Annotated in this window: 28 protein-coding genes; 9 read left to right on the forward strand and 19 right to left on the reverse strand. The window is 73.7% G+C overall.

Annotated features, from left to right (window positions below; genetic code table 11):
• Nucleotides 1-132: 132 nt before the first annotated feature.
• The gene (locus K329_RS0123225) at nt 133-843 is read right to left on the reverse strand and encodes a GntR family transcriptional regulator (RefSeq protein ID WP_211225940.1); all 711 of its coding nucleotides are present in this window, start codon (nt 841-843) and stop codon (nt 133-135) included.
• A 204-nt stretch (nt 844-1,047) separates the two neighbouring features.
• Here K329_RS0123225 and K329_RS0123230 point away from each other — a divergent pair, with 204 nt between their 5' ends.
• The 3 genes from K329_RS0123230 to K329_RS0123240 are packed head-to-tail and all read left to right on the forward strand — an operon-like array spanning nt 1,048 to nt 5,230.
• The gene (locus K329_RS0123230) at nt 1,048-2,502 is read left to right on the forward strand and encodes an FGGY family carbohydrate kinase (protein WP_028474903.1); all 1,455 of its coding nucleotides are present in this window, start codon (nt 1,048-1,050) and stop codon (nt 2,500-2,502) included.
• Nucleotides 2,503-2,510: 8 nt separating this feature from the next.
• The gene (locus K329_RS0123235) at nt 2,511-3,956 is read left to right on the forward strand and encodes an NAD(P)/FAD-dependent oxidoreductase (RefSeq protein WP_028474904.1); all 1,446 of its coding nucleotides are present in this window, start codon (nt 2,511-2,513) and stop codon (nt 3,954-3,956) included.
• A complete protein-coding gene (locus tag K329_RS0123240) occupies nt 3,953-5,230 on the forward strand; it encodes an NAD(P)/FAD-dependent oxidoreductase (protein ID WP_028474905.1) in 1,278 nt (425 codons plus the stop codon). Before K329_RS0123235 ends, K329_RS0123240 begins: the two co-directional genes overlap by 4 nt.
• Nucleotides 5,231-5,260: 30 nt before the next feature.
• Here the strand turns inward: K329_RS0123240 and K329_RS30055 are convergent, their stop codons facing one another.
• A complete protein-coding gene (locus tag K329_RS30055; protein WP_052337271.1) occupies nt 5,261-5,929 on the reverse strand; it encodes a haloacid dehalogenase-like hydrolase in 669 nt (222 codons plus the stop codon).
• A gap of 23 nt (nt 5,930-5,952) precedes the next feature.
• On the opposite strand from K329_RS30055, the gene K329_RS29105 reads away from it, so the two are divergent.
• Nucleotides 5,953-6,618, forward strand: coding sequence for a response regulator transcription factor (locus K329_RS29105; RefSeq protein ID WP_043644467.1), 666 nt, complete (start codon nt 5,953-5,955; stop codon nt 6,616-6,618).
• A gap of 3 nt (nt 6,619-6,621) precedes the next feature.
• Here the strand turns inward: K329_RS29105 and K329_RS0123255 are convergent, their stop codons facing one another.
• The 8 genes from K329_RS0123255 to K329_RS0123295 all read right to left on the reverse strand — a co-directional run bounded on the left by K329_RS0123255 (nt 6,622) and on the right by K329_RS0123295 (nt 11,766).
• Nucleotides 6,622-7,068 carry a hypothetical protein gene (locus K329_RS0123255; protein WP_028474906.1) on the reverse strand — a complete coding sequence of 149 codons (447 nt, stop codon included), beginning with the start codon at nt 7,066-7,068 and terminating at the stop codon, nt 6,622-6,624.
• Nucleotides 7,069-7,208: 140 nt separating this feature from the next.
• Complete coding sequence (locus K329_RS0123260; protein ID WP_028474907.1) at nt 7,209-7,448, reverse strand: hypothetical protein; 240 nt, start codon at nt 7,446-7,448, stop codon at nt 7,209-7,211.
• 70 nt (nt 7,449-7,518) lie between these two features.
• A complete protein-coding gene (locus K329_RS0123265) occupies nt 7,519-7,764 on the reverse strand; it encodes a V-type ATP synthase subunit I domain-containing protein (RefSeq protein WP_028474908.1) in 246 nt (81 codons plus the stop codon).
• A gap of 591 nt (nt 7,765-8,355) precedes the next feature.
• On the reverse strand, nt 8,356-8,766 hold the full coding sequence (locus tag K329_RS0123275) for a hypothetical protein (RefSeq protein WP_028474909.1): 411 nt from the start codon (nt 8,764-8,766) through the stop codon (nt 8,356-8,358).
• A gap of 109 nt (nt 8,767-8,875) precedes the next feature.
• Complete coding sequence (locus K329_RS0123280) at nt 8,876-9,478, reverse strand: thioredoxin domain-containing protein (RefSeq protein ID WP_157571881.1); 603 nt, start codon at nt 9,476-9,478, stop codon at nt 8,876-8,878.
• A gap of 234 nt (nt 9,479-9,712) precedes the next feature.
• Nucleotides 9,713-10,381 carry a DUF998 domain-containing protein gene (locus K329_RS0123285; protein ID WP_043645400.1) on the reverse strand — a complete coding sequence of 223 codons (669 nt, stop codon included), beginning with the start codon at nt 10,379-10,381 and terminating at the stop codon, nt 9,713-9,715.
• A 49-nt stretch (nt 10,382-10,430) separates the two neighbouring features.
• On the reverse strand, nt 10,431-11,057 hold the full coding sequence (locus tag K329_RS0123290; protein ID WP_028474912.1) for an FMN-binding negative transcriptional regulator: 627 nt from the start codon (nt 11,055-11,057) through the stop codon (nt 10,431-10,433).
• A 10-nt stretch (nt 11,058-11,067) separates the two neighbouring features.
• Nucleotides 11,068-11,766, reverse strand: coding sequence for a tyrosine-protein phosphatase (locus K329_RS0123295; RefSeq protein ID WP_028474913.1), 699 nt, complete (start codon nt 11,764-11,766; stop codon nt 11,068-11,070).
• Nucleotides 11,767-11,834: 68 nt separating this feature from the next.
• Here K329_RS0123295 and K329_RS0123300 point away from each other — a divergent pair, with 68 nt between their 5' ends.
• Both K329_RS0123300 and K329_RS0123305 read left to right on the forward strand, forming a co-directional pair.
• A complete protein-coding gene (locus tag K329_RS0123300; protein WP_028474914.1) occupies nt 11,835-12,953 on the forward strand; it encodes a DNA alkylation repair protein in 1,119 nt (372 codons plus the stop codon).
• Nucleotides 12,954-13,169: 216 nt separating this feature from the next.
• Nucleotides 13,170-13,439: a hypothetical protein gene (locus K329_RS0123305; RefSeq protein ID WP_028474915.1), complete on the forward strand. Its 270-nt coding sequence runs from the start codon at nt 13,170-13,172 to the stop codon at nt 13,437-13,439.
• Here the strand turns inward: K329_RS0123305 and K329_RS29110 are convergent.
• Nucleotides 13,373-14,287, reverse strand: coding sequence for a DMT family transporter (locus K329_RS29110; protein ID WP_052337272.1), 915 nt, complete (start codon nt 14,285-14,287; stop codon nt 13,373-13,375). The genes K329_RS0123305 and K329_RS29110 overlap by 67 nt on opposite strands.
• Before the next feature lie 39 nt (nt 14,288-14,326).
• Here K329_RS29110 and K329_RS0123315 point away from each other — a divergent pair, with 39 nt between their 5' ends.
• Both K329_RS0123315 and K329_RS0123320 read left to right on the forward strand, forming a co-directional pair.
• Nucleotides 14,327-14,878, forward strand: a complete 552-nt coding sequence (locus K329_RS0123315) for a MarR family winged helix-turn-helix transcriptional regulator (protein WP_245596669.1) — start codon at nt 14,327-14,329, stop codon at nt 14,876-14,878.
• Nucleotides 14,875-15,666 (forward strand): SDR family oxidoreductase, encoded by a 792-nt coding sequence (locus K329_RS0123320; RefSeq protein ID WP_052337273.1) that lies wholly within the window; start codon nt 14,875-14,877, stop codon nt 15,664-15,666. The genes K329_RS0123315 and K329_RS0123320 overlap by 4 nt, the downstream gene beginning before the upstream one ends.
• A gap of 21 nt (nt 15,667-15,687) precedes the next feature.
• Here the strand turns inward: K329_RS0123320 and K329_RS0123325 are convergent, their stop codons facing one another.
• From K329_RS0123325 to K329_RS29115, 6 genes are all read right to left on the reverse strand, one after another.
• Nucleotides 15,688-16,875, reverse strand: a complete 1,188-nt coding sequence (locus K329_RS0123325; RefSeq protein WP_028474917.1) for a thiolase family protein — start codon at nt 16,873-16,875, stop codon at nt 15,688-15,690.
• A 66-nt stretch (nt 16,876-16,941) separates the two neighbouring features.
• Nucleotides 16,942-17,724, reverse strand: coding sequence for a helical backbone metal receptor (locus K329_RS0123330; RefSeq protein WP_028474918.1), 783 nt, complete (start codon nt 17,722-17,724; stop codon nt 16,942-16,944).
• A gap of 13 nt (nt 17,725-17,737) precedes the next feature.
• Nucleotides 17,738-18,049: a DUF4333 domain-containing protein gene (locus tag K329_RS0123335; protein ID WP_052337274.1), complete on the reverse strand. Its 312-nt coding sequence runs from the start codon at nt 18,047-18,049 to the stop codon at nt 17,738-17,740.
• Nucleotides 18,050-18,116: 67 nt separating this feature from the next.
• Complete coding sequence (locus K329_RS0123340) at nt 18,117-18,650, reverse strand: DUF4333 domain-containing protein (protein WP_028474920.1); 534 nt, start codon at nt 18,648-18,650, stop codon at nt 18,117-18,119.
• 133 nt (nt 18,651-18,783) lie between these two features.
• On the reverse strand, nt 18,784-22,047 hold the full coding sequence (gene icmF / locus K329_RS0123345; protein WP_028474921.1) for a fused isobutyryl-CoA mutase/GTPase IcmF: 3,264 nt from the start codon (nt 22,045-22,047) through the stop codon (nt 18,784-18,786).
• A gap of 205 nt (nt 22,048-22,252) precedes the next feature.
• Nucleotides 22,253-22,984: a nitroreductase gene (locus K329_RS29115; RefSeq protein ID WP_052337351.1), complete on the reverse strand. Its 732-nt coding sequence runs from the start codon at nt 22,982-22,984 to the stop codon at nt 22,253-22,255.
• A gap of 106 nt (nt 22,985-23,090) precedes the next feature.
• On the opposite strand from K329_RS29115, the gene mptB reads away from it, so the two are divergent.
• Nucleotides 23,091-24,551, forward strand: a complete 1,461-nt coding sequence (mptB, locus tag K329_RS30060; protein WP_157571882.1) for a polyprenol phosphomannose-dependent alpha 1,6 mannosyltransferase MptB — start codon at nt 23,091-23,093, stop codon at nt 24,549-24,551.
• A 1-nt stretch (nt 24,552) separates the two neighbouring features.
• On the opposite strand, the gene K329_RS0123360 is transcribed toward mptB, so the two are convergent.
• Together K329_RS0123360 and K329_RS0123365 are read right to left on the reverse strand one after the other, a co-directional pair.
• Nucleotides 24,553-24,870 carry a putative quinol monooxygenase gene (locus K329_RS0123360; RefSeq protein WP_028474922.1) on the reverse strand — a complete coding sequence of 106 codons (318 nt, stop codon included), beginning with the start codon at nt 24,868-24,870 and terminating at the stop codon, nt 24,553-24,555.
• Nucleotides 24,871-24,916: 46 nt separating this feature from the next.
• Nucleotides 24,917-26,434 carry an AAA-type ATPase lid domain-containing protein gene (locus tag K329_RS0123365; protein ID WP_084541546.1) on the reverse strand — a complete coding sequence of 506 codons (1,518 nt, stop codon included), beginning with the start codon at nt 26,432-26,434 and terminating at the stop codon, nt 24,917-24,919.
• Nucleotides 26,435-26,452 lie beyond the last annotated feature (18 nt).

The raw sequence follows: 26,452 nt of genomic DNA on the forward strand, positions 1-26,452 counted from the left end.
GCCACGGTGTCGACATCCGATGCCCCCGGCACGCGGTGCTTATGGGGGCTCCGACCTTTCGCGGTACCTCGTACCCGTCGCACGGGTACCTCCTACCGCGAACCGCACAGCGCGCGGCGGCGCCAACCGACCTCAGTCCGGCGGCGCCACCGTCGCCGTGACCTCGAACGACGCGCGGTCGGCGCGGTAGACGTCGCGGGCGTGCTCGATGCAGCGGCCGGCGGTGTCGTACGTGCTGCGCGTCAGCAGGATCCCGGTCGTGGCGGAGCCGGCGCCCAGGTGCGCCTGGGAGACGTCGTCGAGGATGATCGACTCGAGCACGGCCGTGGAGGTGGCGGGGTCGACGCCGTACCGCTCGCGGAGCACCGCCCACAGCGACCCCTCGACGCCGACGTCGAGGATGCCGGGGGTGAGGTCGGCCGGGAAGTACGTCGTCTCGAGCGCCAGCGGCACGCCGTCCATCGACCGCACCCGGTGGAACGCGTGGACCTCCTCGCCCTCCGCGAGCCCGAGCGCCCGGCGGGTGTCGGGGGAGGGCTCCTGACGCTCCGCCCACAGCAGGCGGGCGGCGGGGCGGCGGCCCTGGCGGTCGGCCTCCTCCGAGAAGCTGCCGACGTGGAAGCGCACGCGCGGCTCCGCGACGAAGGTGCCGCGCGGCGGTCGGCGGTAGACGAGACCCTCGCGCTCGAGCAGGGTCAGGGCCTGGCGGGCGGTCATCCGGCTCACGCCGTGGGCGTCGCCGAGCTCGCGCTCGGACGGCAGGAGGGTGTGGGGGGCGAGCTGCTCGCCGGCGATCCGGTCACGCACCAGCGCGGCGAGCGCCACGTAGCGAGGGGTCGTCACGGGGGCCAGCATAGGTCCGGTACGGCGGGAGCGGCGCTGCGTGGTCCGGACCAGGTGGGCCAGCCTGCTGCGGCTCGTCCACGCACGCCGGAGCGGTCGACGTCACACGCAGCAACGCCTTGACGTGCGGCGATCCACGCTCCACAGTTTGGTCTGCACCACTTGGTATATACCAAGTGGACCATCGGTTCGGGAGGCTCGTCCATGACCCACGTGCTGGCGATCGACCAGGGCACGTCCGGCACCAAGGCCGTCGTCGTCGACGCCGCCGGAGCCGTGGTCGCCCTGGCCGAGGTGGGGCTGCGGCCGACGTACGGCGAGGGCGGGCTCGTCGAGCAGGACCCCGAGGCGCTGTGGCAGTCCGTGGTCGTGGCCGGGCGCCGCGCGCTCGAGCAGGCCGGCGTGCCGGTCGCCGCCGTGGCGCTGGCCAACCAGGGCGAGACCGTCCTGGCGTGGGACCGCGCCACCGGACGACCGCTCTCGACGGCGATCGTCTGGCAGGACCGGCGGGCGGCCTCGGTCTGCGCCGACCGCGCCGCGCACGCCGACCGGGTGGCCGCCGCGACCGGCCTGGTGCTCGACCCCTACTTCTCCGGGCCCAAGCTGCGGTGGCTGCGCGAGCACGTCACCACCGCGGGCGTCGTCACCACCACCGACACGTGGCTGGTGCACCGGCTCTGCGGCGCCTTCGTCACCGACGTCTCCACCGCCAGCCGCTCCCTGCTGCTCGACCTCGACACCACCGCGTGGAGCCCCGAGCTCCTGGGGATCCTCGACCTCGCCGACGAGGCGCTGCCCGAGGTCGTCGACTGCGACGCGGTGGTGGGCGAGACGAACGTCTTCGGCCCCCGGATCCCGGTCGCCGGCCTCGTCGTCGACCAGCAGGCCGCGCTGCTCGCGGAGAGCTGCCTCGAGCCGGGGGAGGCGAAGTGCACGTTCGGCACCGGCGCCTTCCTGCTCGCCCAGCTGGGCCCGCGCCCGACCCGCTCGACCTCCGGCCTCACCACCTCGGTGGCGTGGCGGCTCCGTGGCGAGACGTCGTACTGCGTCGACGGGCAGGTCTACACGGCCGCCTCCGCGGTGCGGTGGGCGATCGACCTGGGGCTCGTGCCCTCCGCCGACCAGCTCGACCGGACGGCAGCCGCCGCCGGACCCGACAGCTCCGGCGTGCTCTGCGTCCCCGCCCTCGCCGGCCTGGCCGCGCCCTGGTGGGACGCGCACGCGACCGCCTCCTTCACCGGCATGACCCTGGGCACCGGGCGCGGCCACCTCGTCCGCGCCCTGCTGGAGGGCGTCGCCGCGCAGGTCGCGGCGCTCGTGCGGCTCGTCGACACCGACCTGGGCCAGCCCCTCACCCGCCTGCGCGTCGACGGTGGCCTCACTCGCTCCGAGGTGCTGCTGCAGGCCCAGGCCGACCTCGCCCAGGTGCCCGTCGACGTCTACCCCTCCAGCCACGCGACCCCGCTCGGCGCCGCGGCCTGCGCCCGCCTGGCCCTCGACCCGGCGGCCTCCGTCGCCGACGTCGTCGGCACCTGGACCCCGAGCCGCACCTACGAGCCGCGCTGGTCGCCCGACCGCGCGGCCGAGCACCTCCACCGGTGGCACGCCGCGGCCGACGCCGCGCGCTCCGTCCCGACCCCCGATCCCCGAGACCCCTGAGAGCAGCGATGAGCCCCGACCCCACCCCGCGTCCCGAGCACCTCGCCGAGCCGCCCGCGCCGTACGACGTCGTCGTCGTCGGCGGCGGCATCGTCGGCGCCGCGATCGCCCGCGACCTCGGCGGCACCGCCCTGCGGGTCGCCCTCGTCGAGGGTCGCGACGACGTCGGCGACGGCACCAGCAAGGCCAACACCGCGATCCTCCACACCGGCTTCGACGCCACCCCGGGCACGCTCGAGTCGCTCCTGGTGGCCCGCGGCTACGACCTGCTGGGGGAGTACGCCGAGCGGACCGGCATCCCCGTCGAGCGCACCGGCGCCCTGCTGGTGGCCTGGAGCGAGGAGGAGCGCGACGCCCTCCCCGGCCTGCGCGACAAGGCGCGGAAGAACGGGTACGACGCCTGCGAGCTCGTCGACGCCGCCGAGGTCTACCGGCGCGTCCCGGCGCTCGGCCCGGGGGCGCTCGCCGGGCTCACGGTGCCGGGCGAGTCGATCATCTGCACGTGGACGACGAACCTGGCGCTGGCCACCGACGCCGTCGGCCGCGGGGTCGAGCTGCACCGCTCCACCCGGGTCGAGGGCGCGACCGTCGGCGACGACGTCACCACGCTCCACACCAGCCGGGGCGACCTGCGCACCCGTTGGGTCGTCAACGCGGCGGGCCTCGGCGCCGACCGCCTCGACGCCGTCCTCGGCCACGACCGCTTCACGGTCACGCCCCGCCGCGGCGAGCTCTTCGTCTTCGACAAGCTCGCCCGCCCGCTGGCGCCCTGCATCGTGCTGCCCGTGCCGTCGTCGCGCGGCAAGGGCGTGCTCGTCTCGCCCACCATCTACGGCAACGTGATGCTCGGCCCGACGTCGGAGAACCTCGCCGACCGCACGGCGACCGGCACCTCCGAGGCGGGGTTCGACTTCCTGCTCGGCAAGGGCCGCACGCTCATGCCGGCCCTGCTCGAGGAGGAGGTCACCGCGTCGTACGCCGGGCTGCGCGCCGCGATCGACCGCGACGACTACCTGATCGACCTCGACGTCGCGCAGCGCTACCTGCTCGTGGGCGGGATCCGGTCGACGGGGCTCACCGCCGGGATGGCGATCGCGGAGCACGTGCGCGCCCTGCTCGCCGACGGGGGGCTCGCTCCGCTCGACCCGCGCCCCGACCTGCCCGCCCCGCCCCGCATGCCGCAGCTCGGCGAGGCCGGGGTGCGCCCGTACGAGGACGCGGCCGCCATCGCGGACGACCCGGCGTACGGGCAGGTGGTCTGCTTCTGCGAGCGCGTGACGCTCGGGGAGGTGCGCGACGCGTTCGCGAGCCCCGTGCCGCCCTGCGACCTCGACGGCCTGCGGCGCCGGACCCGCCTGATGAACGGCCGCTGCCAGGGCTTCTACTGCGGCGCCCACGCCGCCGCGCTCGTCGAGTCCGGTGGCGTCGAGCGGACGCCGGAGGTGGCGCGATGAGCGCTCTGCCCGTCGAGCGGGTGCGGGTGGCCGTCGTCGGCGGCGGGCCCGCCGGCCTGACCGCCGCCGCCGCGCTGGCGACCCAGGGTGTCGACGACGTGCTCGTGGTCGAGCGCGAGGCCGAGACCGGCGGCATCCCGCGCCACAGCGACCACCCGGGCTACGGGCTGCGAGACCTGCGCCGCTTCGTGTCGGGCCCGACCTACGCGCGGCGGCTCACCGCCACCGCCCGTGACGCGGGGGTCCGGCTCGAGACCGGGGCGATGGTCACCGGCTGGGCCGGGGGTCGCGCCACGACCCGGCGCCTCGAGGTCACGTCGCCCGCCGGACGCCGCGTCGTCGAGGCCGAGGCCGTCGTGCTCGCCACCGGTGCGCGCGAGCGGCCCCGGCCGGCGCGCCTCATCCCGGGCGACCGGCCCGACGGTGTCTGGACGACGGGGCAGCTGCAGAACCTCGTGCACCTCCACCACGCCCCGGTCGGCTCGCGCGCCGTCGTCGTCGGGGCCGAGCTCGTCAGCTGGTCGGCCGTGATGACGCTGCGCGAGGCCGGGTGCGCGACGGTCGCGATGACCACCACCTACGACCGACCCGACGCGTACGCCGCGTTCCACCTGCCCGGCCGGGCCCTGCTGAAGGGGCCCGTGCTCACCGGCACGCGGGTCGTCGCGATCGAGGGCCGGGGGCGCGTCACCGGCGTCGTCGTGGAGACCCTGGCGACGGGGGAGCGCCGGACCATCCCCTGCGACACCGTCGTCACCACGGGCGACTGGATCCCCGACCACGAGCTCGCCCGCTTGGGCGGGGTGGAGCTGGACGCCGGCACGCGCGGGCCGCTGGTCGACGCGAGCCTGCGCACCAGCGCCGCCGGGGTCTTCGCCGCCGGCAACCTGCTGCACCCGGTGGACACGGCCGACGGCGCCGCGCTCGACGGCCGGCACGTCGCGGGGCGGGTGGCGGCCTGGCTGGACGGGCCCCCGACCGCACTGCCGGTCCCACGCGCCGGCGGCGTCCGGGTCCGTGCGGCCGCCCCGTTCCGGTGGGTCGCGCCGCAGCTCGTCGCACCGGACGGCGGGGTCGCGCCCCGCGGCGACCTGCTGCTGTGGGTCGACGAGCACCACCGCTTCCCCCGCGTCCAGGCCCACCAGGACGGCCGGCTCCTCGCTCGGCGTCGCGTGGCCTGGCCGGCGGCTCCGGGGCGGGTCTTCCGGGCCCCCTGGTCGCTCGTCGCGGGCGCCGACCCGGCGGGCGGCGACGTCACGGTGTCGCTGGGCTGACGTCGTACGGCGGACACGCCCGCCCGGCCGTCAGGTCCAGCGCACGTCGGTGACCGGCACGTCGGGCAGCGCCGCGCGCACCTGCGCGCTCAGCCTCGACGACGGGTTCACCAGCACGCCGCGGCGGGCGTTCCGCAGCAGCGGCAGGTCGGAGGAGGAGTCGGTGTAGGCGACGTCCCACGGCGGTGGCGCCCCCAGCAGGCGGGCGCGCTCGACCTTGCGGTCGTGGAAGTTGTGGTCGCGCATCCGGGCCCCGCCCGGTGCCGGGCCGAGCCGCGAGCCGGCGTACGCCGCCCCCTCCAGCCCGGCTCCCTCCAGGAACCCTCGGAGCAACGGCTCGAGCGCCGCCGAGAGCACGACGACCCGGTCGCCGTCGGCGAGGTGAGCGGCAGCCGCGGCGACCCCGTCCGCGAGGGGGAGGCCGGGGGTGGTGGCGAGCTCGTGACCGAGGGCCTCGAGCTCGGTGGTGAGCGTCTCGAGACGGGTGCCGACGAAGAAGGCCCGGAGCGTGGCCCGCGACGCGTGCGAGCGCAGCAGCGCGGAGCGTCCGGTGACCGCGAAGGCGGCGAGCGCGGGGACGGCGCCGGCCACGAGCCAGGGCCGCCGGGTGCCCTGGCGTCGGAGGTAGGCGACCGTCGAGTCGTCCCGGACGAGGACCCCGTCGAAGTCGAAGACCGCCGTCGTTGCATGCTCGACCATCCCGACGATCCTATGCTGGGGCCGTGGAGCAGCAGAGACGACCAATTCGCATCGCCATCGTCAACGACTACGAGCTCGTGGTCGCGGGTGTCGCCGGCATCCTCTCGGCGTACGCCGACCGCGTGGAGGTGGTCGAGCTCGACGCCCAGCGACCCGTCGTCAGCGACGTCGACCTGGTGCTCTACGACTCCTTCGGTCAGGTCCAGGGCAGCGACATGGACGTCGACGCGCTCCTGCAGGACACCGACGCCTGCCTGGCGGTGCTCAGCTGGAACACCCAGCCCGAGGTCGTGGCGCGCGCGATCTCCGCGGGAGCGGCGGGCTACATCTCGAAGGGGGTCTCGGGCGAGGAGCTCGTCGAGGCCATCGAGAAGATCTGCGGCGGCACGGTGGTGACGCCCGAGACCGCCCACCACGCCGACGGCGACGAGCTGGGCCGCTGGCCCGGTGAGGAGTTCGACCTCACGCCCCGCGAGTCCGAGGTGCTGGCCCTCATCTGCCAGGGCCTCAGCAACCAGGAGATCACCACCCGCGCGTTCATCGGCATCAACACGGTGAAGACCTACATCCGCACCCTCTACGCCAAGATCGGTGCGGAGAGCCGTTCGCAGGCCGTGCTGTGGGGCGTCGACCACGGGTTCCGCCCCGACGAGGTGCGCCACGTCGGTGGTCAGCGCGACGAGGTCTGAGCCTCACTCCTCGACCGAGGCGTAGAACTCGCTGGACGTCCCGGGCTCCGTGACGTGCAGGGCGAGACTGAAACCGAGGTCGTCCGCCTCGGCCCGGCAGTCGGACGCCGCCGCGTCCGCGGAGGTGCTCCCGGGTGCGACGGGCGTGCACGAGAACTCGGCTGCCACCACCGCGACGAACTCCGTCGGGTCCATGGTGGTGGTGCCGTCGACGACGCGTCCGCCGGCCTGGGTGGAGCTGGAGCCTGCGTCGCAGTCGTCGGCGACCCCCACGCGCGTGGTGGCGGGGAGGCCGTCGAGAAGGTCGGCCAGCCGGTCCGCCTGACGTCCGCCCTCCGCCGAGCAGCTGGCGCTGTCGGGATCGCGCCGCTCGGCAGCGTCGACGAGGAGGATGCCGCCCGCGAGCACGACGAGGCAGCAGATGCCGAAGGCGATCAGCTGGGTGCGCACGGGCGCTCCTCTCGGTCGGGAGCGCCATCATCGCCCAGACGGGCCCGCGTCGTCGGCGATCGCGGCGACGCGCCTCGCGACGGAGGCGGGGGACCGGAGCCTGTCCTGGGGAACCGGCGGGCTGAGGGGGCCGTGGTCGCTCAGCGCTCGACGATCCACCCGGGCCGGCCGGCAACGAGGTTCACGATGACGAAGACGAGTGCGTTGACTGCGATCGCGCAGCCCGTTGCGAGCAGGGCCCAGTCGATCCACGAAGAGGTGTCAGCCCCGCCTGCCGAGAGTCGGAGTGTGGCCGGCAGAACGATGCAGACTCCGACGACGACCTGGAGCGCCCACCAGGCCGCGCCCGGTCTCTTCCGGGGCCCGGACATCTCAGGCATCACACGACCTTCCGAGCGGACGAGAACGACCGCGACGGACCCCCGAGAGGTCCCCGCGGCCGATATCCGCTCAGTTCATGGAGTTCAGAATTGCCTGTCCGATGATGAATCCGGCCACTCCCGCGACGATGCACCCGATCCCCACGTACATGCCGAGCGGGCGGTCTCCCTTGGCGTACGCGACGAAGCCCAGGACGGCGCCGATCGCCGCGATGATGGGAAAGAGGATGAACCCGATGACGCCGAGGACGATGCCGATGATGCTCATCGTGCGGGCGCTGCTGCTGCGGGTGGGCTGCGGTGCGTAGTTGCTCATGCGGGTCCCCCAGGGGTGATGGTGGTCATGGTCCAGGGTGAGTACCCGAGGACGCGTCGAGCATGCCCACGAAAGTCCTTCGAGTGCGTTAAATGCGGAAAAGATTGCCGCTGTTGACGTCGCAGCGGGCAATCGGATCAGAATTCTCGTACGTCCATGGGAAATGCATCCCACGTCTTTACCGAATCACTGGGACGAGGGGCGGGCCCCTGAGGAAGCCGCCCCAGGCGTGCCGATGAGCTGGCTCGACGACCGCCATCGTCGGCGCGTGCCCGTCAGGATGAGCTCAACGGAACGGCAGAGATGGCTCCGACGCCCTCGATGGCGACGGCTTCCGCTGCCACCGACGGACAGGGTCCACCGACGTGATCGAGATAGAGATCAGGCGGCCTGGCCGAATGGCGATACTGCCCATGAGAAAGATGAAGTTGGGCCGTGCGACGGCGGCCTCCGTGAAGGCCCGGTCGACCACCGTGATCGAGCCCGACGACGCGTAGCACGAGCTCACGGCCTCGATCGACTGGGTCACCGGTCAACCCGTGATGGTGGGCCCTGAACCAGGACGAGTGGTGCTCGGTGCCCGCCGCGAGGTCAGGGCAACCGGACGTCGCGCAGCAGCTGGGACGTGCCGGCGACGGTCCCGATCCACGCGCTCAGCAGGACGACGACGATGCCGATCTGCGTGATCACCTCAAGGCCGGAGCCGCGCAGGACTGCGAGGAGCGTGACGGTGGCGAGGGTCGACGTCGGGATCACGACGGTGGCGGTGAACGCTTGGCGCAGCTGACCGCACCACCCCGCCAGCAGGCCCACCGTCAGCGCGTAGCCATAGAGCTGCCAGCTGCCGTGGCGCTGGTTCTTGCGTGTCCGCGGGTTCCACTGATCGTGGGCGTCCCACCCGAGCCACGCCATCCAGATGAGTGCCGCCGCGGTGGCGAGCAGGGCGGGAAGTGCGGTGAGGTGTGGTCGGCCCTCGTGCTGCGTCGGCCGTGTCGGGGTCACCCGACGAGGATGGACGAGCGCCGGCGGGTCGGCGTGAGCACGTGTGCTCAGAGTCTTCCGAGGACCCCCAAGGCGCTTTGCCCCGCGTGTCACCTCTTGATCGGGGAACTCAGATCTTCACGTGGGCGATGTCGCTGTCGTCGTCGTACGGAGGGGTGGGTTCACCGAACCGCTCCAGGGCGGTGACGTACCGGCCGCCGAACTCGACTCTCTCGATCGGCTTCAGCCGCCGCAGGCCCGAGGCTTGCGCCCAGGTGCCGTCATCGTTGATGGCGTGCAGCTCCAGGCGCCTCGTCCCCACCCTGTGGATCTTGCCGACCTCGACGTGTCGCCAGTCGGGGGTGACGCGCTGGTGGAGCATGACCAGCTCGGCGCGGTCGGCGATCATCCGCAGCATCCCGCTCAGTGTCGCTGTGGGCTCGATGAGGAACGTGGTCACGGGCACCCCGAGCCCTGAGACTGCTCGGCTCATGAACTCGGAAGCTGGGTGCCATCTCACGCTCGTGATGTCCTTCAGACGGAAGAGCGCCACGTCGTCGAGGTAGGACCCTTGGATCAGGGTGTGCACGACGACCCACCGGTCGGTCAGCGCCAGGACGCGCCCGTACTTGGCGTTGTCCTGCCACGAGCCCGTGAGCTCGACCTCGACCCATCGTCCTTCGCGGCGAGCCCGCTCGAGTCGTCGAACCACCTTCTCGGCGGAATGTCCCACGTGGGAAGTGTGTCAGTTCGCGTGCCACGACCGCCGAGATTTCGCCTGCCACCTGGGCAAGACGAAGCAGGATCTCCTAGTACTTCCGAGCCTTTCCAGGGAGATCCCCGAGCGAATGGCGCAGTTTCCAGCCGTCTGATGAAGCATCTGTCGCTCGACCTGATCCAGAGGAGCCCGCAACGCCCAGCCGTAGAGGTGGGCGTCCACCGTCGGCTCGGTGACGCCCGGTCGTGGTCACAGCTGCGTGCGCGACGTCCTACGCGCAGCGAGCATCAACCCGCCCGTGAGCACCTGCCACCCGGTGACCGTGTAGACCGCCAGACGCTCCCAGGTGCCTGCCGGTAGCAGGTCGATGCTGGTCGTGGCCGAGTCGAGCTGGAGCATCACGAGACCGATGAGTCCGACCGTGCCGAGCGTGGCGCTGGCGACGACGTAGAGGCGCGGGAGGCCCGTGCGCCGGCCAGCGACGGCCGCCGTGAGTGCGGCGAGGTTGCCGCCGACGATCGCCATCCCGGCGCCGACGACGTGGAGCGCGCCGGTCGGTGCCTCGGCCTGGCCTCCGTGGACGATGCCGACCAGGCAGATCCCCACGGCGTACGTCACGGCGATGCCGGCGAAGCTCCTGCGAGGACCGCCGGTGGTCGCCCGCAGGGTCGTGAGGGCCGCGGCGAGGAAGAGCAGGCCCTGGACGACGAAGCCCGTGTTCATCACTGCGTGCCGCGGCGAGTCGATGGCGCGTCCGCCGACCGTGCCGACGTCGGGGATCCCGAGGTCGCTGATGTAGTTGGTCGCGTAGCTGTACCCGGGGAAGGCGGCTGCGGCGACGGCTTCGGTCGCCACGTAGACGGCCGCACCGGCGATCCACAGCACGGCCGCGGTGGTCACGAGAGCGCGCTGGGACATCATCTCGACCATCATCCGGGTCGCCCGGAACCGCCCGCCCCGGTCGCGCTCAGCCCCCCAGCGCCCCCGCGACCCCGTCGGCCACGGCCGCGTCCTGCCCGCGCCCCCGCGCCACCAGCCCCTCGACCACCTGGCGCCGGTCGACCTCCGACCGGTTCTGGCTGAGCTTCGCCTTGCCGACCACCGACTCCACCCGCACGTCGAGGCCGACGATGCCGCGCAGCTGCCCGGCCACGAACGCCGGCGGGGCGTCGTCGACCCGCCAGGGCGTGGGCTCGCGGCCCTCGTGGAGGTCCGTCAGCTCCGTCACCGAGGCGAGCAGTCGCTCGGGGTCCTCGTGCACGCGGGCGCGTCCGCGGATCTGCACGGCCGAGTAGTTCCAGGTCGGCACGACGCGACCGTGCTCGGCCTTGCCGGCGTACCAGCTCGGGCTGACGTAGGCCTGCGCCCCGTCGACGACCAGCAGCACCGGGGCGTCGTCCGCGATCTCCTTCCAGTGCGGGTTGGCGCGCGCCAGGTGCATGCGCACCTCGTCGCCCTCCCAGACGACCGGCAGGAGCGTGGCCCGGGGGTAGCCGTCGTCGCCGACGGTGACGAGCTGGGCGGAGCCGACGTGGCGCACGAGCGCGCGCAGCTCCGCCTCGTCGTCGAGGGCGTTGGGGCGGGGCACGTACACCAGGGCCTCCTCAGACCAGCATCTCGGCGCGGAACGTCTCGATCTCCTCGGAAGGTACGCCGTGGTCGACCAGCCACCGGGCGGCACCGCCCTGCGAGGCGAGGAAGTCCAGCAGGCCCTGCATGTGCTCGGCGCGCGGCATCTGGTCGTCGACCGAGGAGTCGGCCAGCATCGTCCGGTAGAGCTCGTGGCCGCCCAGCCGCTCCAGGATCGCCTCGACCGCACCCTCGGTGAGCACGTAGTCGGCCACGACCTGGTCGTCGTCCACGCCCAGCACGCCGAGCAGCAGGGCGGCGATCGTGCCCGTGCGGTCCTTGCCGGCGGCGCAGTGGAACAGCGCGGGCTGGGCGCCGGCGTCCATGAGGTGCCGCACCGCGGCCACGACGGTCTCGGGTCGGTGGGTGAGGTAGGCCGGGTAGCGGGCGTGCCACGAGTCGGCCGACCCCGCCGACACCGGGCAGCGGTGGTAGGTGACGCCGTGGTCATCCCAGTCGACGCTCTCCACCTTGGCCTCGGCGCGGCCGCGCAGGTCGACGACGGTGCGCAGGCCGATGGTCCGCACCGCCTCGGGGTCGGCGGCGAAGCCCGGGTAGTCGCTGCGCAGGAGCCGCCCGCGCCGTACCTCGCGGCCGTCGGCCCCCGTCAGCCCGCCGAGGTCGCGGACGTTCGCCGAGCCGGGCAGCGTGAGGATGCGGGGGTCGACCGTCATGTCGCCAGTGTGGCGGCCCGGGCCCACGACGGCGAGCGGGTTCGGGTGAACGGGTGGAGGATGGTCCGGTGCCCTTCGCCGACGAGCTCCTCGGCCGCCCGCAGGCGCTCGCCCTCGCGGCGGCATTCGCGGCGGCCGCGCCCGACCTGCCGCTGACCGCGCTGAGGGCCGCGCCCGACCGGCTCGAGCCCCTGACGCTGGGGCGGCGCAGCGACCTGCTCCGCGACGCGGTGCTCGCCGACGTGCCCGGCACCTACGCCGACCTCGAGGCGGTCGTGCGTCGTACGACGGCCGCGGGGGCGCTCGCGGGCTGGGCCGTGTGGCCCGTCGGCTCGGCGCTGGCCGCGCGAGCCCTCCAGGACCCCGAGGAGGAGGCGGACGGTGTCGCCGCGTTCGACGCGGCGCTCGCGATGCTGGCCGAGCTGACCCACCTGCTCACCGCCGAGTTCTCGATCCGGGCGCTCCTGCGCCACGACCTCGACCGCGCCCTGGCGACCATCACCACCTGGACGGCCTCGCCCGACGAGCACGTCCGGCGGCTCGCCTCCGAGGGCACCCGCTCCTACCTCCCGTGGGCCACCCGCGTGCCGGCGCTCCTGGACCGTCCGGAGGCCACGCTCCCGCTCCTCGACGCGCTGCGTCGCGACCCGTCGGACTACGTGCGCCGCTCCGTCGCCAACCACCTCAACGACCTCAGCCGCCACCACGGCGACCTCGTCGTCGCCACGGCCGGCCGCTGGTTCGCCGAGCCGGACGCCCACACCCTCGCGCTCGTGCGGCACGCCCTGCGCACGCTGGTGAAGCGCGGCGACCCCGGCGCGCTCGTGCTGCTGGGGTACGGCGGGAGCGACCTGGCGGTCGGGGCGCTCGAGCTCACCGCGACCGAGGTCCCGTTCGGCGGCGAGGTCGGCTTCGCCGCCACCGTCACCAACGGCGGCGACGAGCCCGCCCGGGTGGCGATCGACTACGTCGTGCACCACCAGAAGGCGAACGGCACCCTCACCCCCAAGACCTTCAAGCTCGCCAGCCCCACGCTGGCGCCGGGGGAGGCGTACGTCGTGCGCAAGGTCCACTCGTTCCGCCCGATCACGACCCGCCGCTACCACCCGGGTGCCCACGCGCTCGAGCTGCAGGTGAACGGCGTCGCCCAGGGCCGGGTCGACTTCGTGCTGCTCCCCGAGGCCTGACGCGCAGCGGCCGGGGTGGCCGCAGCGGACCCGGGGAGGGGTCGCCCCGAGTGTTGGTGCCCCGGTCGTACGGCGGTCGTCGCCGGATTGGCGCGCACCCCGTCGAGGGGAGAGACTTGGCGGTCGCGTCGTGGACGACGGCGCGCACCGCACTCAAATACCACTAGCCTGGTCGACATTGCCGTCGGCGAGCGACGACACGAGAGGGGGAGCAGCATGATGGCCTCGACAGACGGACCCGGATCCGACGCGGAGGTCGGGGTCCGGACTCCGGACCAGACCGTGATGGCGTACGTCGCCGTCGCCCGCGCACTCGAGCGCCTGGAGCTGGTCGACCCCGAGCGGTCGGCCCGCCTGCGCATGCGGCTCAACCGGGCCCGGGCCGCGCTGAACGGCGGGACCCGTGGCGACTGGGGCGGCTACGGCCTCGTCGTCAACGAGGTGGCGCGCGAGTGCTCCGAGGCGCTGGCGGCCCGCGCCCTCTGAGCCCGACCGGTCTGCTGGCCGACGACGACGCCGGCGAGCACCAGCGCGATCCCGACGACCTGGGTGGGGCTCAGCGACTCGGCCGCCAGGACGGTGCCGAGCAGCACGCCCGTCACCGGGTTGAGCAGCCCGACGATGCCGACGGCTCCGGCGCTGAGGCGTGCCAGCCCGGCGAACCAGCAGACGAACGCGAGCGCCGTGCCGACCAGCGAGATGTAGGCGAACCCGGCGACCGCCCGGGCGTCCACGGCCGGCGGGGCACCCTCGACCGCGACGGCGACGACGGTGAGCGCGAGACCGCCCGCCATCAGCTGCCACGCCGTGGTCGTCAGCACCGGGGTGCCGTCGGCCCAGCGCTTGCTCAGCACGAAGCCGACCGACGACATCGTCATCGCGGCGACCGACGCCAGCACGCCCCGCAGGTCGAGCCCGTCGACCGAGGTCGTCACCACCAGCAGCACGCCCGCGATGCCGGTCGTCGCCCCGGCGACGAGCCGGGCGGTGGGTCGCTCGCCGACCATCGCCCAGGCGAGCAGCATCATCGTGACCGGGGCGGCCGCCATCACCGACGCGGCGACGCTCGTCGGCAGCAGCTGGGCCGCGAGGTAGACGAGCACGAAGAACGCGCCCACGTTGAGGGTGCCCAGCACCGCGGAGCGCCACCACCAGGCGCCGCGGGGGAGCCGTCGCGCGAGGAGGAGCAGCAGCAGGCCCGCCGGGAGCGCGCGCAGGGCGGACCCCCAGAGTGCGGCGTCGGCCGGCAGCGTGTGACGGGTGACGTAGTAGGTGCTGCCCCACGCGATCGGGGCGACCGCGGTCACGAACGCCCAGCGCCACTTGTCTTCCATGGAAGAGAACTTACCTTCCGGGGAAGGTAATCTGAAGGGGTGACCACCGCAGAGCGCTCCGTCGACGACCTGCCCGCCCCTGCGACCGCCGGTCTGCCGGACGACCGGGTCGCCCGCATCCAGGCCGAGTGGCACCGCGAGCGCCCCGACCTCGACGTCTCCCCGCAGGCCGTGATCGGTCGGCTGCACCGCCTCGCCGACCACCTGACGACCGAGCTGACGACGGTCTACCGCGCGCACGGACTGGGGGAGGGCGAGTTCGACGTGCTCGCCACCCTGCGGCGCGCGGGGGCGCCGTACGAGCGGGTCGCCGGCGAGCTCGCCCAGCACACGATGGTGACGACCGGCGCCCTCACGAAGCGCGTCGACCGGCTCGAGCAGGCCGGGCTCGTCGCCCGCCGCCGCAGCGCCACCGACGGCCGCGCGCGGGTCGTGGCCCTCACCGCGGCCGGCCGCGAGGTCATCGACGCCGCCTTCACCGACCACATGGCCAACGAGCACCGGCTCGTCGCGCCGCTCACGGCCACCGAGCGCGACCAGCTCGCCGGTCTCCTCACCCGCTGGATCGCCGCCACCGGGGCCGACGCGTGAGCGCCCGGGTCGCGGTGCTGGCGGGCTCGGGCAAGACGGGCCAGGCCGTACGGCGCGGGCTCGCTGCCCGGGGCGTCGACTCCGTCGCGGTCGGCTCGGCGGCGTGGGCGACCCCTGCCGACCTGGCGGCCGCGCTGCGCGGGTGCGACGCGGCGTACCTGATCGCGCCCAACCTGCACCCGGACGAGCCCGACCACGTACGGCGCGCGCTCGCCGCCGCGCGCGAGGTGGGCATCGAGCGGGTGGTGCACCACTCGGTGGCGGCGCCGTACGTGCCGGTCATGCCCCACCACCTGGGCAAGGCCGTGGCGGAGCACGTGGTGCGCACGAGCGGGCTCGCCTGGACCGTGCTGCAGCCGTGCGCCTACACCCAGAACCTGCTGCCGGGGGTCGCCGACGGTGTGCTGCGGGTGGCCTACGACCCCGACGCGCCCTTCGGCCTCGTCGACCTCGACGACGTCGGCGAGGCGGCCGCCGAGGTGCTGGTGGGCGACGGGCACGTGGGGTCGACGTACGAGCTCGGCGGCCCGACGCTCGTGAGCGTGCACGACGTCGCGCGGGCGGCCGGGGACGTGCTCGGCCGCGAGGTGGCGGTCGAGCGGACCACGCCCGAGGAGTGGGCCGCCGGGGAGGGGGCCGGCCTCGACGAGCGTCCCCGCGAGTGGCTGCGGGCGATGTTCGCCTACTACGACGACCACGGGCTGCCGACGGGCGCCGTCCCGCTCACCGCGCTGCTGGGGCGCGCCCCGACCCCGGTGGCCGACGTCGTACGACGCGAGCTCACCTGAGGCCGGGGCGACGCCTCCGGCTCAGAACCGGCGGAACAGTGCGGCGAGGGCCTGGCCGCCGCCGATGCACATGGTGACGATGGCGAGCTCGCCGTCGGTGCGGGCGAGGTGCTTGGCGGCGCGCAGGGAGAGGATCGCGCCGGTGGCGCCGACGGGGTGGCCCAGGGCGATGGCGCCGCCGTAGGGGTTGACCTTCTCGGGGTCGAGCTTGGCGTCGCGGATGACGGCGACGGCCTGGGAGGCGAAGGCCTCGTTGAGCTCGATGACGTCGATGTCCTTCGGGGTGGTGCCGGTCTTCTCGAAGAGCGCCTGCAGTGCGAGCACGGGGGCGTAGCCCATGAGCTCGGGCTCCATGGCGCCGGTCGCGACGGCCTCGAGGGTGACGAGGCCGGTGAGGCCGCGTTCGGCGACCGCGCGGCCCGAGGCGAGCACGACGGAGGCGGCGCCGTCGTTGATGCCGGAGGCGTTGCCGGCGGTGACCGATCCATCCTTGCTGAACGCCGGGCGCAGGCCCGCGAGGGTCTCGAGGGTCGTGTCGGGCTTGGGGTGCTGGTCGACCTCGACGGTGAACGGCTTGCGGCCGCCGACCTCGACGGCCACGATCTCCTCCGCGAACGCCGCCTGGGCGGCGTCGGTCGCGGCGCGGCGCTGGGACAGAAGCGCGAACTCGTCCTGCTCGGCGCGGCTCACGCCGTACTTGTTCGCGACGTTCTCGGCCGTGATGCCCATGTGGATGTCGTGGAACGGGTCGGTCAGCATCATCACGGTGCCGTCGACGAGGGCGCGGTTGCCGAGCTTGTAGCCGTTGCGGGCGCCGAAGTCGTAGAAGGGCATCCGTGTCATCGACTCGTCGCCGCCGGCGACGGTGACGTCGAGGCCGTTCCAGCGCATCTCCATCGCGGCCGACCAGATGGCCTGGAGGCCGGAGCCGCAGAGGCGGTTGACGGTGTAGGCCGGCACGTTCTTCGGCAGGCCGGCGGTGATCGCCACGCGGCGCGCGTTGTAGGCGTCGGGGCCGACCTGGCCGATGCAGCCCATGACGACCTCCTGCACGTCGTCACCGGCCACGCCCGCGCGCTCGAGGGCGGCCCTCGTCGCCGTGGCGCCGAGCTCGAAGCCGGGGACGTCCTTGAAGACGCCACCGAAGCTGCCGACGGGGGTGCGCGCACCGTCGACGAGGACGATCTTCTCCGCAGAATCTGTGCTCATGGATGGATACTAGGCCGCAGTCCCGCGTTCGGGGTACTCAGTCCCACGACGAGATCGAGCCGATCCTCAGACCGTCAGGTCGAGGTGGGTCCGGGCGTCGCCCAACGAGGGCCCGTACCAGGTGAGCAGCCGCCCGCTGACGAGCCGCGTGGGGGTACGGCGGAACGCCTCCGGGCCGTCGTCGGCCGTGAACACGTAGGGCTCGTCGGGCAGCAGCACCACGTCGGCGCCGGCCGCGTCGAGGTCGTCCAGCTCGACGTGGGGGTAGCGGTCGGGGCCAGCGCCCGGGCCGGCGCCGGTGCCCGCGTCGTACACGTTCTCCCAGCCGCAGCGGCGCAGGAGGTCGGTGGTGAAGGTCTGCGGGCCGACCACCATCCAGGGGTCGCGCCAGATCGGTACGGCGACCCGCCCCCGCGCGGCGGGCAGCGGTCCGCACCACTCGTCGCGGGCCTCGGCGAGCCACTCCGGGGCCGGCCAGGCCAGCGCCGTGAACATCCGCTCCATCGCGGCCACGGCCCCCGGCACGTCGACGATGTCGGTGACCCAGACGGTCACCCCCGCCTCGGTGAGGCGCCGGACGTCGAGCTCCCGGTTCTCCTCCTTGTTGGCCACGACCACGTCGGGCGCGAGGGCGGTGATCGCGCGGAGGTCAGGGTTCTTGGTGCCACGCACGCGGGTGACGTCGAGGTCGCCGGGGTGGGTGCACCAGTCCGTCGCGCCGACGAGGGCCCCGCGTCGCACCGACGCGAGGGCCTCCGTCAGCGACGGCACCAGCGAGACGACCCGCGTGGCCTCGGCCGGCAGCGCGACGGCGCGGTCGAGGTCGTCGTGCAGGGTGCGGGTCGGCATGGTGCCTCCGGGATCAGTTGTTCGGCTGGTCGGCGACCTGGACGTCGTACTCCACGTCGGAGCCGTCGACCGACGTGACCTCGACCTCGACGTCGTACTCCACGTCGTCGGCCTCGAGCGTGCACGTCATCGTCGCGCCCTCCTCGGCGTCGAGGTCGTCCGGGCAGTCGACCTCGTCGGGTGCCACGCCGACCTGCTCCTCGAGCGAGTCGGAGACGCTGCGCTCGACGTCGTCCGAGTCCACCGTGGAGCTGCACCCGGCGAGCAGCAGGATGCCGGCGGCGGCGGCGGCGGTGGCGGCAGAGGTCAGGACGGATCGCTTCATGGAGGCTCCTCGGTCGTGGACGAGTCCCTACGGTGCCCCGGCGCCTCTGCTTCAACCCCCCGAGGTGTCAGCGACCGTCCTCGGAGGCGACTCGGTCGTCGACCTCGACGGTGAGGTCGAGGGCGTCCTCCGGGCCGCTGGCGACGGTCACCGCCAGGTCGACCACGCCGTCGGGCCGGGCCTGCTGGCAGTACGTGCGCGCGCCCCGCTCGAGGTCGACGTCGTCGGGGCAGGTGACGGTGCCCGAGCCCCCGGCCGCCGCCGTCTCCGCGGTCACCAGCGGGGCGAGGGACGTGCCCGTGAGGTAGGTGCGGGTGACGTCGACGGTGAAGCGCACGTCGGTGCCGTCGACCTCGGTGACGGTCACGTCGGCGTCCTGGGTGCGGTCGCCGAGCTGGTAGCTGCAGACCGTGCGCTCGTCGACCTCCGGCACGAGGCCCTGGCACGCGACGGGGTCGGGCCGGGTGCCCGAGGTGTCCTCCACCTGGGTCGCCACGGCGTCGTTCACCTGGGCGGCGGTGAAGTCGGGGAGCTCGCTGCTGCAGCCGACGAGGAGGGTGGCGGTCGCCAGCAGCGCGATCACTCCGGTGGTGCGCCGCACGCGTGCCCCTTCCGTCGGTCGTCGCGGCCCTCCGCCGGGCCGGGCACGACTTTCTCACGGGCCCGGGTGCCCGCGCGGCAGGACGCGGGAACGGGCCGGGGCAGTGGCCTCCACCGCCGCCCCGGCCGACCCGTCACACGTTGCGCCGGTACTGCCCGCCCACCTCGAAGAACGCCTCGGTCACCTGCTGCAGCGTGCACACCCGGGCGGCGTCCATGAGCACGGCGAAGACGTTCTCGCCGGAGGTCGCCGCGGCCTTGAGCCGGGCGATCGCCTCGGTGGCCTCCTCGCGGTGGGCCTCCTTGAACGCCGAGACCCGGTCGAGCTGCGACTGCTTCTCGGTCTCGGTCGCCCGGGCCAGCTCGACCGTCTGCGGGGTGCCGTCGTCGGCGTCCTTGCGACGGAACGTGTTCACCCCGACGATCGGCAGCGAGCCGTCGTGCTTGCGGTGCTCGTAGAGCATCGACTCGTCCTGGATCCGGCCGCGCTGGTAGCCCGTCTCCATCGCGCCGAGCACGCCGCCGCGCTCGCTGATGCGGTCGAACTCGGTGAGCACGGCCTCCTCGACCAGGTCGGTGAGCTGGTCGATGACGAACGAGCCCTGGAGCGGGTTCTCGTTCATCGCCAGCCCCCACTCGCGGTTGATGACGAGCTGGATGGCGAGCGCGCGCCGTACCGACTCGGTGCTCGGCGTCGTGACGGCCTCGTCGTACGCGTTGGTGTGCAGGCTGTTGGCGTTGTCGTAGATCGCGATGAGCGCCTGCAGCGTGGTGCGGATGTCGTTGAAGTCCATCTCCTGCGCGTGCAGCGACCGGCCGGAGGTCTGCACGTGGTACTTCAGCTTCTGGCTGCGCTCGCCGGCGCCGTACTTCTCCTTCATGGCGACCGCCCAGATGCGGCGGGCGACGCGGCCGATCACGGAGTACTCCGGGTCCATGCCGTTGGAGAAGAAGAACGACAGGTTGGGCGCGAAGTCGTCGATGTCCATGCCGCGCGCGAGGTAGGACTCGACGTAGGTGAACCCGTTCGCCAGCGTGAACGCGAGCTGGCTGATGGGGTTCGCCCCGGCCTCGGCGATGTGGTAGCCGGAGATGGAGACCGAGTAGAAGTTGCGCACCTTGTTCTCGATGAACCACTGCTGGATGTCGCCCATCATCCGCAGGCTGAACTCGGTGGAGAACAGGCAGGTGTTCTGGCCCTGGTCCTCCTTGAGGATGTCGGCCTGCACCGTGCCGCGCACGTTCGCCACCGCGTGGGCGGCCAGCATGGCGGCCTCCTCGCCGCTCGGCTCGCGGCTCTCGCGCTCGCGGAAGGCGTCCATCTGCTGGTCGATGACGGTGTTGAGGAAGAAGGCCAGCACCGTGGGCGCCGGGCCGTTGATCGTCATCGAGACGCTCGTCGTGGGCGAGGTCAGGTCGAACCCGTCGTACAGCACCCGCATGTCGTCGAGCGTCGCGACGCTCACGCCCGAAGTGCCGACCTTGCCGTAGATGTCGGGGCGCTCGTCGGGGTCGCGGCCGTAGAGCGTCACCGAGTCGAACGCCGTCGAGAGGCGGGTCGCCGGCTGGTCCTCGCTGAGCAGCTTGAACCGGCGGTTGGTGCGGAACGGGTCGCCCTCGCCGGCGAACATGCGGGCCGGGTCCTCGCTGTCGCGCTTGAACGGGAAGACGCCGGCCGTGAACGGGAACATGCCCGGGAGGTTCTCGTTGCGCCAGAAGCGCACGAGCGCCCCCACCTCGTCGTGGGACGGCAGCGCGACGCGGGGGATCTTGTTGCCGCTCAGCGACTCCTTCGTCAGCTGCGTGACGATCTCCTTGTCGCGCACCCTCACGACCTGCTCGTCGCCCGAGTACGACGCGACGACCTCCGGCCAGCCCTCGATCTGGTCGACCAGGGCGCGGGGGAGGTCGGTGCGGGCGTCGTCGAGCAGCGCGTCGAGCGCGGAGGCGTCGCCGCCCGCGGCGTCGAGCTCGCGGCGCACCTGCTCGAGCCGGTCGGTACGGCGCGCCGCGTCGACCAGGCGGGCGGTCTCGGCGTGGTAGTCGCGCACGGTCTGGGTGATCTCGGCGAGGTAGCGCGTGCGCTCGGCGGGCAGCACCTGCCGGATGCGGGTCGACTGCTTGCCCGCGACCGGGGCGAGGGTGCCCTCCTGGACGGCCAGGCCGTGCTCGACCAGGTGGTCGCGCAGGAACTGGTAGAGCGCGGTGACGCCGTCGTCGTCGAAGGTGGCGGCCGAGGTGCCGAAGACCGGCATCGTGTCGGGCTGCTGGCCGAAGGCCTCACGGTTGCGCACCAGCTGGCGGCCGACGTCGCGCATCGCGTCCTCGGCCCCGCGGCGCTCGAACTTGTTGATCGCCACCGCGTCGGCGAAGTCGAGCATGTCGATCTTCTCGAGCTGGCTCGCGGCGCCGAACTCGGGCGTCATCACGTAGAGGCTCGTGTCGACGAACGGCACGACGGCCGCGTCGCCCTGCCCGATGCCCGGGGTCTCGACGACCACGAGGTCGAAGCCGGCCGCCTTGACGCAGGTGATGACGTCGGCCAAGTGGTCGGGCAGCTCGTGGGCGCCGCGCGTCGCGAGGCTGCGGAAGAACACCCGGTCGCGGTCCAGCCCGGCGCCGCCGAGGTCGAGGCTGTTCATGCGGATGCGGTCGCCCAGCAGGGCGCCGCCGCCCTTGCGGCGCGTCGGGTCGACGGCGATCACGGCCACCCGCAGCTTGTCCTGCTGGTCGACGCGCAGGCGTCGGACGAGCTCGTCGGTGAGGCTCGACTTGCCCGAGCCGCCGGTGCCGGTGATGCCCAGGACGGGGACGACGCGGCCCGTCGTCGCCTCGCGCAACCGCGTCAGGGTCGTCTCGTCGAGGGCACCGAGCTCGGCGCCGGTGATGGCCCGGGCCAGCGCGCCGCGGTCGCCCGCCACGACCTCGTCGGCCGCCACGGCGCGGGTCTCCCAGAGGTTGGTGTCGCAGGCCTCGACGACCGTGTTGATCATGCCGGCGAGGCCGAGGCGCTGGCCGTCCTCCGGCGAGAAGATGGTGACGCCGCTGCCGCGCAGCCGGGTGATCTCGTCGGCGACGATCACGCCGCCGCCGCCCCCGACCACCTGGATGTGCTGGGCGCCGCGCTCGGCGAGCAGCTGCACGAGGTACTCGAAGTACTCGACGTGGCCGCCCTGGTACGACGACACGGCGATGCCCTGCACGTCCTCCTCGATCGCCGTCTCGACGATCTCGGCGACCGAGCGGTTGTGGCCGAGGTGGATCACCTCGCAGCCCTGGCCCTGGAAGATCCGCCGCATGATGTTGATCGACGCGTCGTGGCCGTCGAAGAGGCTCGACGCCGTGACCAGGCGGACGGGGTTCGTCGGCACGTGCAGCGCGGGCGGGGCATCGGGCACGGGGCACCTCGGGGGATCGCGGAGATAGTCGGACGTCCTACTACTTCTCGATAGTAGGACGTCCAAGTAATTTTCGGCAACGCGCGAGGGGCGGCGGTTTCACCGCTCGAGCGGTTAAACCGCCTCTTTGCGCCGTGAATTCAGGGCGCAAGGTTCCAGTTTCGCCGCTCGAGCGGCGAAACTGCCGCGAGCCGTCGCCCCCCCGTTAGACCTCCACGCGCGTGACGAGCTCGTCGAGGCCCTGGCGCTCGGTGCGGTACGACGCGCTCGGGTGCTCCTCCTCGGCGTACCCGAAGGAGATGCCCACGAGCACCTGGCGGTCCTCGGGGAGGTCGAGGAGGTCCCGGAGCACGGGGGCCTGGCCGGCGAGCGCCGCCTGGGCGATGGTGGCGACGCCGCGGGCCTGGGCGGCGAGCAGGAACGACTGGACGAAGAGGCCGCAGTCGAGGGCGCCGTACGTGCCGAGCGACGCCGTCGTCGTCAGGACCACCGCGTGCGGGGCGCCGAAGAGGTCGAAGTTGCGGAGCATCTCGCGGCCCGACGCCTCCCGGTCGCCGCGCTCGACGCCGAGCGCCTCGTAGAGCTGCCAGCCCGAGACCCGGCGGCGGTCGCGGTAGACGCCCTCGTACGACGGGGGGAACGGCACGTCGGGCTCGTAGACGCCGCGGGCGATGCCGTCGGCCATGGCCGCGCGCAGCCGGTCGGTGGCCGCGCCCGTCACGAGGTGGGCGTGCCAGGGCTGGGTGTTGCACCACGAGGGGGAGCGGCCCGCGGCGAGGAGGATCTCGTCGATCGTCGCCTCCGGCACCGGGTCGGGACGGAACGCGCGGCAGCTCCAGCGCGAGGCGAGCAGGTCGTCGAGGACGGCGGGGGCGTCGGTCGTGGGTCCGGTGGTGGGGCCGGTCGCGGGGCCGGTGGTGGGGTCCGTGGTGGTCACGGCCACCGGTCTACCACGGGGTGCCCGCGCTCTCCGGGGACGACTGTTCACCGGACGGTCGGGCCCGCGTCGGGCGTCGGTGGTCGGGCGGCTCTACGTTCCGCGGGTGCTGACACGTGGTGTGACGGGCTCGGTCCTCGTCCTGCTCGGGGGCCTCGTCGTGTCGACCCTCCCCGCGTCGACGCCCCTGCTGCGCGCCGACCTCCTCGAGCTGCTGCGCGGCACCATGGCGGGTCGCATGCTCGGGCTCGCCGTCGTCATGGCCGGGCTGGGGCTGCTCGGCGCGGCCTGGCTGTCGCTGTGCCGCGCGGTGGCCCGCGAGGGCGACGCCGAGGCGGTCGACCTGGTCCGCTGGGCCACCCTGCTGTGGTGCGCGCCGCTGGTGCTGGCGCCGCCGCTGTTCTCCCGCGACGGCTGGTCCTACGCCGCCCAGGGCATGCTCACCCACCTGGACGCGTCGCCGTACGACCACGGCCCGAGCGTGCTCGTGGGGCCGGTCGTCGAGGCGGTCGACCCGCGCTGGATGGAGACGATCACGCCGTACGGGCCCCTGCCCCTGGCGATCGGCGACGTCGCCGCCGGGCTGACGGGCAACCCGTGGGTGCTCGTCGTGGTGCACCGCCTGGCCGCGCTGGTCGGGCTCGCGCTGCTCGCGTGGGCCGTGCCGCGGATGGCGTCCTGGGCCGGCGTGAACCCCGCGCTCGCGACCGCGCTGACCGTCGCGTCGCCGCTGATGATGGCCAACGGGGTCGCCGGCCTCCACAACGACCTGCTGATGGTGGGCCTGATGGCAGCCGCGCTCGTGGTGGCCGCCGAGCGCGGGTGGCTGGCCGGGGCGGTGCTCGGCGGGCTGGCGGCGGCGGTCAAGGCGCCCGGGGGGCTCGTGTGCATCGCCGTCGCCCTCGTGACGCTGCCGGTCGCGGCGTCGCTGGCGGTGCGCGTACGGCGCCTCGCGGCCGTCGCGGTGGCCTCGCTCGGCACCCTCGTCACGCTGGGTGTCGCGTGGGGGGTCGGGTTCGGGTGGGTGGCGGCGCTCGCCGTGCCCGGCAGCGTGAACACCCCGCTGTCGCTCACGACGATCGTCGGGGGCGTGGTCGACGACGTCGCGCAGACGGTGGGCCTCGGCACGGCGGACGCCACGTTCCTCGCGCTCGTGCGCCTGCTCGGCAACGTCGCCGCGCTCGGGTTCGCGGCCTGGGTCGCGCTGCGCTGGCCGACCGGCAACCGGGAGCGGGCCGTGGCGGCGACGGCCGCCGTCATGGGCGTGCTCGTGGTGCTGAGCCCGGTGGTGCACCTCTGGTACTTCCTCTGGCCCGCCCCGTTCCTCGCGGCGCTGCGGCTGCACCGGGTGGGTGCCGTCGGGTTCGTGGCCGCGTCGGTCGTCACGGGGGTCGTGGCCCCGCTCGACTCGTCGCTGCACGGCGCCTACCTGGCGATCGTCATGGGCAGCATGATCGCCACCGGGCTCGTGGCCGTGCTGCTGCTGACGCGACGGTCGCGGGCCCGGGTGGAGCGGATCGTGGCCCACGACTGGCTGGCGACGCCGCCGGTCGTGCGCCGGACCTGACCTACTCGACCGCGAGCTCCCCGAGCTCCGACCAGCCGTCGACGTTGGTGTTGACGATGCGCGGGGTCTCCACGAGGTACGGCGGCAGCTCGGCCTGGGCCTGCTTGAAGTGGGCGCCGTTGACGTGGGCGCCGGCCGCGTCGTCGTCGGCGAAGGCCTCGAGCAGCACGTACTCCTGCGGGTCGTCGACGCTGCGCGACCAGTCGAACCAGTGGTTGCCGGGCTCGGCGCGGGTGGCCTCCGTGAACGACCTCGAGATCGAGATCCAGTCGTCGGCGTGCTCGGGCTTCACGCGGAACCGGGCGACGATGAAGATCATGCTGCTGTCCTCCTGCGGTGGTGGATGGGATGGATCGGGTGCTCGGTCAGGATGCCCCAGGGGTGGGGATCCGGAAGTGCGCGAGCCGGCGGTAGAGGGTGGCGCGGCTGATGCCGAGGTCCTCCGCCGCGCTCGTCACCGAGGCGCCGGGACGGTGCACCGCGCGCACGATCTCGTCGCGCTCGACGAGCTCGATGCGGCTGAGGTGGCGCCCGCTGCCGGCGACGACCTCGGGCGGCAGGTGGTGGAGGTCGATGAGGTCGGTCTGCAGCGCGGCCTGACGCACCACCCGCTCGAGCTGCCGCACGTTGCCCGGCCAGTCGGCGGCGCGCAGGGCGCGCTCGGCGGCCGGGGTGAGGGGGATGTCGCGACCGCGGGCCCGGCGGGCGGCGCACTCCGCGAGCGGCAGCACGTCGTCGGGCCGGTCGCGCAGCGACGGCACGTGCACGACGGTCTCGACGAGGTCCGACAGCTCCGACGGCACGTCCTCGAGCCGCTCCGCGGTGACCGTCCAGACCGGGCCGTCGGTGGTGGTGCGGGCCGCGTCGATGATGCCGCGCAGGCGACGGGCGGCGCCCTGCGGCAGCGTGTCGACGTCGCCGATCACCACCGCTGTGCCGGGCTTGCCCAGCTCGGGGGTCCACAACGACAGCCAGGCGTCGACGTCGGCGGGCTCGGGAGCGGTGGCGGAGAGGATGCGGTCGCGGGGCGACGTACGACGCCGGGCCAGCGCGAGCAGGGTGGAGCGACCCGTGCCGCCCTCGCCCACCGCGGCGACGACGCGGCCCTCGCCGACCGCGCGCTCGGCCTGCGCCAGGGCCTGGCTCCACGCGGGGCCGAGCGACCACATCGCGCCGCCCTCGGCGGGTCGGGGTGCCTCGACGCGGAAGACCTGGCCGCGCGCGCCCCGCGTCGTACGACGCCCCGACGCCCCCGCGAGCCCGCCGGGACCGCCCGCGCGGGCCGCCATCAGGGCCTGCGTGGTGCCGGCCGCCGACTGGGCGAGGGCGAGCAGGAGGTGGGTGGAGGAGCGGGACCAGGTGGTGAGGTTGACCGAGCCCTCGAGGCGTCCGGTGCGGGGGTCGAGCACCGGCACGGCGGCGCACGTGTAGCCGCAGAGGCTGGCGCTGTAGTGCTGGTCGGCGTGCACGAGCGTCGGCACCCGGTCGGCCAGCGCGAGCCCGAGCCCGTTGGTGCCGGCCTCCCGCTCGGAGTAGCCGAAGCCCGGCGCCAGGTGGACCTTGTCGAGCGCCCGGAGCAGGGCGTGGTCGCCCGAGAAGCGGTTGAGCACGAGGCCGTCGGCATCGGTGAGCATGAGGCTGAGCGGCTCGTCGACGAGGGTCTCGGAGAGACCGGAGAGCACCTCGTGACCGCAGCGCAGGAAGAGCGAGTCGTCGTGCACGGTGCCGCTGAAGACCGGCTCGACGGTGTCGACCGAGACGCCGTAGTCCTCGCTGCGCTGCCACGACGCGAGCACCCGCGGCGACACGGCGGGGCCTCCGTCGGCCTGGCCGCGCTGCTCCGCGGCGTACCGGAGCGCCCGTTCGGGCACCTGTCCGTCCATGTGAGCCACGTTACAAGC

It is taken from the genome of Nocardioides alkalitolerans DSM 16699, assembly GCF_000426525.1.
In the GTDB taxonomy this organism is placed as follows: Bacteria; Actinomycetota; Actinomycetes; order Propionibacteriales; family Nocardioidaceae; genus Nocardioides; species Nocardioides alkalitolerans.